Source organism: Isoptericola sp. NPDC057391 (genome assembly GCF_042668085.1).
Classification (GTDB): Bacteria; Actinomycetota; Actinomycetes; order Actinomycetales; family Cellulomonadaceae; genus Isoptericola.
Genome location: NZ_JBHVBO010000184.1, coordinates 1 through 7,849, shown reverse-complemented (window position 1 = coordinate 7,849; position 7,849 = coordinate 1). Strand labels below are relative to the sequence as shown.

Below are 7,849 nucleotides of genomic sequence, written 5' to 3'. Positions count from 1 at the left end.
CCGTCGCACCGTCCTGCCCGGCGGCGTTCGTGTGCTCACCGAGACGATGCCGGGCCTGCGCTCGGCCACGGTGGGCGCCTGGGTCGGCGTCGGCTCCCGCGACGAGACCGACGGCCACTTCGGCTCGACCCACTTCCTCGAGCACCTGCTGTTCAAGGGCACGCCCCGGCGCTCGGCGATGGACATCGCCGAGGCCTTCGACGCCGTCGGCGGCGAGGCCAACGCGGCCACCGGCAAGGAGCACACCTGCTACTACGCCCGCGTGCTCGACGCCGACCTGCCGATGGCGGTCGACGTCATTGCCGACATGGTCACCTCGGCGCGGCTCGACGAGGGCGAGCTCGAGACCGAGCGCGGCGTCATCCTCGAAGAGCTCGCGATGAACGACGACGACCCGGGCGACGTCGTGCACGAGGAGTTCTCCGCCGCCGTGCTGGGCACGCACCCGCTCGGCCGGCCGATCGGCGGCACCCCCGACACGATCCGCGCCGTCCCGCGCGACGCCGTCTGGGAGCACTACCGCTGGCACTACCGGCCCGAGACGCTCGTGGTCTCCGCCGCGGGCGGCGTGGACCACGACGCCCTCGTCGGGCAGGTGACGGACGCGCTCGCGACCGGCGGCTGGGACCTCGCCGCCGCGGCGGCGCCCCGCGACCGGCGGCCGACGGCCGCGGACCCCGCCGGCGTCCCCACCGAGGGCGTCGAGCTCACCGTGCGACGCCAGGTCGAGCAGGCGAACGTCATCGTCGGGTCCACCGGCCTCGCGGCCACCGACGACCGCCGCTTCACGCTGTCCGTGCTCAACGCCGTCCTGGGCGGCGGCATGTCCTCGCGCCTCTTCCAGGAGGTGCGGGAGCGCCGCGGGCTGGCGTACACCACGTACTCGTTCGCGTCCGGCCACGGCGGGCTCGGCACCTTCGGGCTGTACGCGGGCTGCTCGCCCGCGAAGGTCGACCAGGTCACCGAGCTGCTCGTCGCGGAGCTGGAGCGGATGGCGGCCGAGCCCATCACCGACGCCGAGCTGGAGCGCAGCATCGGCCAGCTCTCGGGCGGCCTCGTGCTGGGCCTCGAGGACTCCGGGTCCCGCATGAGCCGGCTGGGCAAGGCCGAGCTGGTGTACGGCGAGCTCCTGAGCCTGGAGGAGTCGCTGGAGCGCGTCCGCGCGGTGACCGCCGACGACGTCCGCGAGCTCGCCGCCGACCTGGCCGCCCGGCCGCGGTCCGTCGTCCGCGTGGGGCCGTTCGGCGACTGAGGCCGGTCCGCCGACCGACGACCTGAAGAACGAGATCGGAGACTCATCCATGACCGAGACCATCAAGGTGGCCGTGCTCGGCGCGGCGGGGCGCATGGGCGCCACCGTGTGCCGGGCGGTCGAGGAGGCCGCGGACCTCGAGCTGGTCGCGCGCCTCGACGCGGGCGACGCGGTGGACGCCGACAGCCTGGCCGGCGCCGACGTCGCGATCGACTTCACCGTGCCCGCGGCCACGGAGGCGAACGTGCACGCCGTGCTCGACGCGGGCGTGCACGTCGTCGTCGGCACCACGGGGTGGGACGACGCCTCGCGCGGGCGGGTGGTCGAGCACCTCGAGCGCGTCAACGCGGGACGGGAGGCCGGGCTCGGCGTCCTCATCGCCCCCAACTTCGGGCTGTCGGCCGTGCTCGCGATGACGTTCGCGGCCAAGGCGGCGCGTTACTTCGAGTCCGCCGAGGTGATCGAGCTGCACCACCCCGACAAGGTGGACGCACCCTCGGGCACGGCCCGGCACACCGCCGTGGCGGTCGCTCGTGCCCGGTCCGAGGCGGGCCTGGCGGCGATGCCGGACGCCACCGAGTCGGGAGTGGAGGCGCGCGGCGCCGACGTCGACGGGGTCCGCGTGCACGCGGTCCGGCTGCGCGGGCTGGTGGCGCACGAGGAGATCCTCTTCGGGAACGTGGGGGAGCAGTTGGTCATCCGGCAGGATTCCTTCGACCGGGCGTCGTTCATGCCCGGCGTCCTGCTCGCGGTGCGCGAGGTCGTGACCCGCCCGGGCCTGACCGTGGGCCTCGAGAACGTGCTGGACCTGTCGTGAGCGACGCGCCGCGCCGGCGGTTGCCGCGGGGGCTCGCGGGGGCGGTCGCCGTCACCGCGCTGCTCGCGCTGTACGTCTGGCAGATCGCCGGGCGCGGCGTCTCGATGATCGGCACCGGCGAGCCGGTGCTGGTCGCCATCGGCCTGGCCGTGCTGGTCATCCCGCTGCTCGTCATCGTGCTCATCGCGCGCGAGTACCGCCTCGCGACGCGGGTGCAGCACATGGCCGACGTGCTCGCGGCCGCGGGCGAGCTGCCGGTGGACGACCTGCCGCGCTCGCCCGGCGGCCGGGCGGACCGCGCGGCCGCGGACGCCGCGTTCGAGGAGCGCCGCGCCGCGGCGGAGCGCGACCCGGACGACTGGAAGGTCTGGTACCACCTGGCGTTCGCCTACGACGCGGCCGGCGACCGCCGGCGTGCCCGCGAGACGCTGCGCAAGGCCTCGTCGATGTTCAGGCCGGGCGCGACGTCCTGACCCGGCTGGGCGCCTACTCCGACGGGTGGCGCGGGAACGCCTGCCGGGCGACGAGCACCGCCACGAGAGCCACGGCGACGATCGCGGCCCCGGTCAGCGCCAGGGCGCGCGCCCCGGGGCCGGCGACCACCGCCGCGCCCACGGCCGCGCCGAGCCCGATGCCGAAGTTCGAGGTCGCGTTGACGAACGCCCCGGCGACGTCGGGCGTGGCGCCCTGGGTGCGCAGCGCCGCGGCCTGGAACGTGGCGGGGATGGCGCCGAACGCGGCGAGCCAGACGCCGGCCGCGACGAGCACGCCGGCGGCCTCCGGGAGCGCGAGGGCCACCGCGACCAGGGACAGGGCGATCGCGCCCATCGCGACGATCGTCAGCGCGCGCGGGCTGCGGTCGAGGTAGCGGGCGGCTCCCCAGAGGCCGACGAGGCCGAGCGCGCCGAACACGAGCAGCGCGGGTCCGACGGCGGACTCCGACAGCCCGGCGGCCAGGAGCAGCACCGAGATGTACGTGTACACGGTGTACTGCCCGCCGAAGAGCACCGTGTTGGTGCCCACGACGAGCCCGAGCCGGGCGCGGCCCTGTCGGGCGGCCGCGGCGTCGCGCGGGGCGGCGGGCTCGACGGCCACCGACGGCAGCAGCCGTGCCACGAGCAGCGCGGTCACCGCGCAGACGGCGGCAAGCACGCCGAACGACCACCGCCAGCCCACCGCGGCGCCGAGCGAGGTCGACAGCGGGACGCCGAGCACGAAGCCGAGCGTGCCGCCCGCGGTCACGAGGGTGAGGGCCCGGCCGGTGTACAGGGGGCTGACGAGGCGCGCGGCGTAGGCGATCGACACGGAGAAGAACACCGCGTGCCCCAGCCCGCCCAGCACGCGCGCGCCCGCAACCACGGCGTACGACGGCGCGACGGCCACCAGCAGGTTGCTCGCCGCATAGGTGGCGAGCGTGCCGAGCAGCAGGGGCTTGCGGCGGAGGGACCGGGTGGCGACGGTCAGCGGCACCGCGCAGGCGGCGACCACGAACGCGTAGACCGTGACCAGCAGGCCCGCCGTCGACTCGCTCACCCCCACGCCGCGCGCGACCTGCGGCAGCAGGCCGACCGGCAGCACCTCGGTGGTGATGGCGACGAAGTTGGCGACGCCGAGGACGGCGATCCCGGCCGCGGCGTCCCGGACGGTGCGGGCGGGGGCCGGGGAGGAGGACGTCACGGCCTCATCCTCCCATCGGCGGTCGCCGGGCGTCGTGGGTGCCCACCTCTCAGAGCGTCAGGCCGTGGCCGAACCGGAACAGCGGGTCGGCGGTGTCGAACGGGACGTCCTCGCGGGACGCCTCGACGGCGGCCGTCGAGCGGGGGAGGTCGAACGGGAGCCGCCCCTCCGCGGGGACGACGCCGGTGAGGGCGTCGAGCAGCGCCGGGGTCGAGGCCCCGAAGTTCGCGACGAGCGACCCGCCCTCGCCCAGCGCCTCGAGCACCGGCGCGAGGACCGCCGGCCGGTCGAGGTAGACGTCGACGACCGTCGGCACCTGCGCCGCGACCTCGGCGACGTGCGCGACGACGTCCGCGGGGAAGTCGAGCGAGCCGGCGTGGAAGAAGCCCTCGAAGCCGGGGCCGCGGTCCTCGTACGGCGCCTTGAGGCGCAGCAGCGCGACGTCGGCCTCGGCGGGGGTGGCGACGACCCTCGCGCCCTCGAGAGGCTCCATGCCCTCGAGGTCGGCCGCGCCCTCGACGTAGACGCGCAGGCCGGGAGCCAGGGGGAGGCTGGCGGCGCCGGCGGCCGCGGACGCCAGCGGCGTCACGGACCGCGACTGGGCACGCCGGCCGGCGGCCACGAGGTCCGCGTGCCCGACGACGGACGTCGCGGCGTCGGGGTCGACGTACCGGGCGTCGTCGAACAGGCCCAGCTCGAACTTCTCCCGCAGCAGGCGGGCGACGGACTCGTCGACCCGGGCCTCGGCGACGCGCCCCGCGCGCACCAGCTCCACCACGAGCTCGGGGCACGCCTCGCCGCCGAGCTGGTCGGCGCCGGCCGCGAGGATCTTCTCCAGGCGGTCGACCGGCGCGAGGTGCTCGACGCCCCAGGCGCGGGCCGGGAACGGCTGCCCCATGATCTCGGCGTCGGACACGAGGCCCCAGTCGGTGCAGACGATGCCGTCGAAGCCGAGCTCGTCGCGCAGCAGGCGCGTGAGGATCTGCCGGTTGAAGCCGAAGCCGACCGGCTCGACCGCCTCGGGCCCGTCGCCGAGGTCCGCCTCGAGCCCGACGGGCATGCCGTAGTACGGCATCATCTGCCGCGTGCCGGCGGCGAGCAGGGCCTTGAAGGGCTCGAGGTGCTCGGCGAAGCGGCCGCCGGGGTACACCTGCTCGCGGCCGTAGGCGAAGTGCGGGTCCTCGCCGTCCTGCTGCGGCCCGCCGCCGGGGAAGTGCTTGGTCATCGTCGAGACGGAGCGCGCGCCGAACGTGCCGGGCAGGCCGGCCTCGCGGGCGACGTCGCCGGTGGCCTGGAACCCGCGCACGTACGCGGCACCCATCCGGCCGGTGAGCTCCGCGTCCTCGCCGAACGTGCCGTTCGCGCGGGCCCAGCGGGGCTCGGTGGCGAGGTCGACCTGCGGGTGCAGCGCGGTGCGGATGCCGACGGCGAGGTACTCGCGGCGGGCGGCGTCGGCGTGCTCCTCGACCAGACGCTCGTCGCGGGTGGCGGCGAGGCCGAGGGTCTCCGGCCACTGGGAGAACGGCCCGGACAGCAGCGCGGTGCCGGGGTTGTCGGTGAACGCATGGCGCGGGTCGGTGGAGACCGTGACGGGGATGCCGAGGCGCGTGGACGCGGCGAGCTCCTGGAGCCGGTTGTGCCAGAGGGCGAACTCGCGCGCCGTCGGCGGGGCCATGAGCACGTTGAAGTGCGTCATCTGCCGCTTGACGACCATGTCGGTGGTGGCGGGCACGCCCATCGCGGACGGGCCCTCGGACAGCGCTCCGCCCTCGCCGACCTCGATCATGGTCTGGAAGAGCTGCCCGGCCTTCTCCTCCAGGGTCATGCGGGCGAGGAGGTCGGCGACGCGCTCGGCCACGGGCCGTGACGCGTCCCGGTACGGCGCGTCGGCGGGGACCCGTGCGTCGTCCGTCGTGCTGGTCGGTCCGGCGGTCATCAGCGCACTCCCTTGATCCGGTAGACGAGAACGGCACCCGCGAGCGCGACGAGCCCGCCGAAGAGGTACCACGTGGTGTAGCCGCCGACGCCGATCGCGGAGCCGAGGCCGATGACGGCGGGGGCCATCATCGGGGCGATGGACTGCGGCAGGGCGTTGGCCATGTTCATCACGCCCAGGTCCTTGGCGGCGTCCTCGGGGTTCGGCAGCACCTGGGTCGCGAGGGCCTGGTCGACGGAGAGGAAGGAGCCCGCGCCGAGGCCGATGATCGCCTGGGCGACGACGAGCACGGGGATGCTGGGGGCGAAGGCCAGGAGCAGGAGGCCGACGACCATGACGAGCCCGGCGACGGTGACGAACGGCTTGCGCCGCCCGATCTTGTCCGACAGGAGGCCGCCCAGCGGGCTCGAGACCACCATGGCGACCGTCGACGCCATGTTGGCGGCCAGGATCACGCCGGTAGCGGCGTCCTCGGTGAGCCCGAAGTCGGTGGTCAGGTAGTACGGGAGGTAGGTCGCGATCCCGGCGTAGCCGAACATGACCAGGAACTTGGTCAGCCAGGTCCAGCCGAAGTCGGGGTTGCGGCGCGGGTTGAAGACGAAGGACCCGAAGAACTCCTTCGGGCCGAACGACTCGACCGGGCGCTCGGTGCGGACGACGTCGTCCAGCACGAGCGCGAAGACCACCGCGAGGGCGACCGCGACGGCCGCCGGGACGGCGAAGCGCCAGAAGTCCGAGGCGAACGTGTTCGCGACGAGGGAGCCCGCCAGGATCGACAGGGGGGTGCCGACCCCGATCAGGCCCGACGCCTTGCCCCGGCCGGCGGGTGCCACCTGGTCGTGCAGGGTCGCGATGATCGCGGAGAGGGCGGCGTTGTAGGCGCCCTGCGCCACGCACCAGGCGACCAGCACCACGGCGACCGACTGGGCGGCGCCGATGGTCACGAGGGCCAGCGAGCCGAGGAGCGCGCCGCCGACGATGAACGGCCGGCGCTTGCCCAGGCGCGACATCGAGCGGTCGGACAGGCGGCCGAAGAGGGGGTTGGCGAAGAGAGCGAACGCGGCGCCGGCCCCGAGGACGAGGCCGAGGCTCCCGACGGCCCCGTCGGGGTCGATGTGCTGGATCTTGAACGCCATCGCCACCATCACCGGGGTGAAGAGGGCGAAGTAGACGCCGAACGCCGCGAGGCTGACGCCGGGGACGTAGCCGCGGGGCGCCTGGGCGGGGGCGTCGGGCTGCAGCGGGACGACCGGCTCGGGCGCCGATGTGGGTGTCGTGCTCATCCGTGACTCCTGTGGCTCGGGCCGCCCGCCATCGGTGCGGCACCTCACGACCAATGCCTACCGGCCGGTCGGGAAGTGAGGTTACCGCATGGTAGGTATTGAGCCAAGGGTCCTGCTGAGGCGCGTGCGGGTGAGCCGTCGCGTCACCCTCGGCGGGGGATCGAGGGGAGAATGGCGCCGTGAGCGACACGACGATCGAGGACGAGTCCGCGCCCCGTCGGGGCTACGCCAAGGGACGGGCCAAGCGCGAGGAGATCCTGCAGGCGGCGATCGGCATGTTCGGAGAGGTCGGGTACCACGGGGCCTCGCTGCGCGAGATCGCGTCACGGGTGGGCATCTCGCACCCGGGCCTGCTGCACCACTTCCCGACCAAGGCGGCGCTGCTGGAGGCGGTGCTGGAGCATCGCGACGAGATCGACTTCGCCGACTTCGACCGGGATCTCGAGCAGGGCCGGAGCATGTTCGACGCGCTGGTGCGTCTCGTGCAGCGCAACGCGCTGCGGCGGCCGGTCGTGGAGGTCTTCGCCGGGCTGGCGGCCGAGGCCACGTCGCCCGATCATCCCGCCCACGAGTACTTCTCCGAGCGGTACCCGTCGACCGTGCGCCGCAGCCGGGTCGAGCTGGAGCGTCTGGCGGCGGAGGGACGGCTCGCCCCGGGCGTGGACCCTGAGGTCGCGGCGCGCACGATCGTCGCGATCATGGACGGGCTGCAGATCCAGTGGCTCTACTCGCTGGACGGTCCGCGCGCGCAGCGCGTGGACATGGCGGCGGACCTGCGGGCCTACCTCGACCTGATCGTCGTCGACCAGGCAGGCTGAGGGCTCGCGCTCGATCTCCCTTCGAGCAAGCGATCTGTCGCGCCATCCGCCCGGTTGGCGCGACAG

At 74.6% G+C, this 7,849-nt stretch carries 7 protein-coding genes; 4 read left to right on the top strand and 3 right to left on the bottom strand.

From position 1 onward, the window contains the following. The 3 genes from ACFUVW_RS17765 to ACFUVW_RS17755 all read left to right on the top strand — a co-directional run. The coding region (locus ACFUVW_RS17765) for a M16 family metallopeptidase (protein ID WP_430572633.1) at window positions 1-1,252 on the top strand (1,252 nt) is incomplete at its 5' end. A 49-nt stretch (window positions 1,253-1,301) separates the two neighbouring features. Next, window positions 1,302-2,069 carry a 4-hydroxy-tetrahydrodipicolinate reductase gene (gene dapB, locus ACFUVW_RS17760; protein ID WP_430572632.1) on the top strand — a complete coding sequence of 256 codons (768 nt, stop codon included), beginning with the start codon at window positions 1,302-1,304 and terminating at the stop codon, window positions 2,067-2,069. Continuing rightward, window positions 2,066-2,542, top strand: a complete 477-nt coding sequence (locus ACFUVW_RS17755) for a tetratricopeptide repeat protein (RefSeq protein WP_430572631.1) — start codon at window positions 2,066-2,068, stop codon at window positions 2,540-2,542. The genes dapB and ACFUVW_RS17755 overlap by 4 nt, the downstream gene beginning before the upstream one ends. A gap of 13 nt (window positions 2,543-2,555) precedes the next feature. On the opposite strand, the gene ACFUVW_RS17750 is transcribed toward ACFUVW_RS17755, so the two are convergent. From ACFUVW_RS17750 to ACFUVW_RS17740, 3 genes are read right to left on the bottom strand one after another with little or no spacing between them, the layout of a single operon-like run. Next, window positions 2,556-3,746, bottom strand: a complete 1,191-nt coding sequence (locus ACFUVW_RS17750; protein WP_430572630.1) for an MFS transporter — start codon at window positions 3,744-3,746, stop codon at window positions 2,556-2,558. Between the two features lie 49 nt (window positions 3,747-3,795). Next, window positions 3,796-5,682: a glycoside hydrolase family 3 protein gene (locus tag ACFUVW_RS17745; RefSeq protein WP_430572629.1), complete on the bottom strand. Its 1,887-nt coding sequence runs from the start codon at window positions 5,680-5,682 to the stop codon at window positions 3,796-3,798. Further along, window positions 5,682-6,965, bottom strand: coding sequence for an MFS transporter (locus ACFUVW_RS17740; protein WP_430572628.1), 1,284 nt, complete (start codon window positions 6,963-6,965; stop codon window positions 5,682-5,684). Before ACFUVW_RS17740 ends, ACFUVW_RS17745 begins: the two co-directional genes overlap by 1 nt. Window positions 6,966-7,144: 179 nt before the next feature. On the opposite strand from ACFUVW_RS17740, the gene ACFUVW_RS17735 reads away from it, so the two are divergent. Beyond that, on the top strand, window positions 7,145-7,783 hold the full coding sequence (locus ACFUVW_RS17735; RefSeq protein ID WP_430572627.1) for a TetR/AcrR family transcriptional regulator: 639 nt from the start codon (window positions 7,145-7,147) through the stop codon (window positions 7,781-7,783). Window positions 7,784-7,849 lie beyond the last annotated feature (66 nt).

Excerpts from the sequence above, each read along its gene's own strand:
- dapB (WP_430572632.1), top strand. The coding sequence starts at position 1,302 with ATGACCGAGACCATCAAGGTGGCCGTGCTCGGCGCGGCGGGGCGCATG.
- ACFUVW_RS17745 (WP_430572629.1), bottom strand. The coding sequence starts at position 5,682 with ATGACCGCCGGACCGACCAGCACGACGGACGACGCACGGGTCCCCGCC.
- ACFUVW_RS17740 (WP_430572628.1), bottom strand. The coding sequence starts at position 6,965 with ATGAGCACGACACCCACATCGGCGCCCGAGCCGGTCGTCCCGCTGCAG.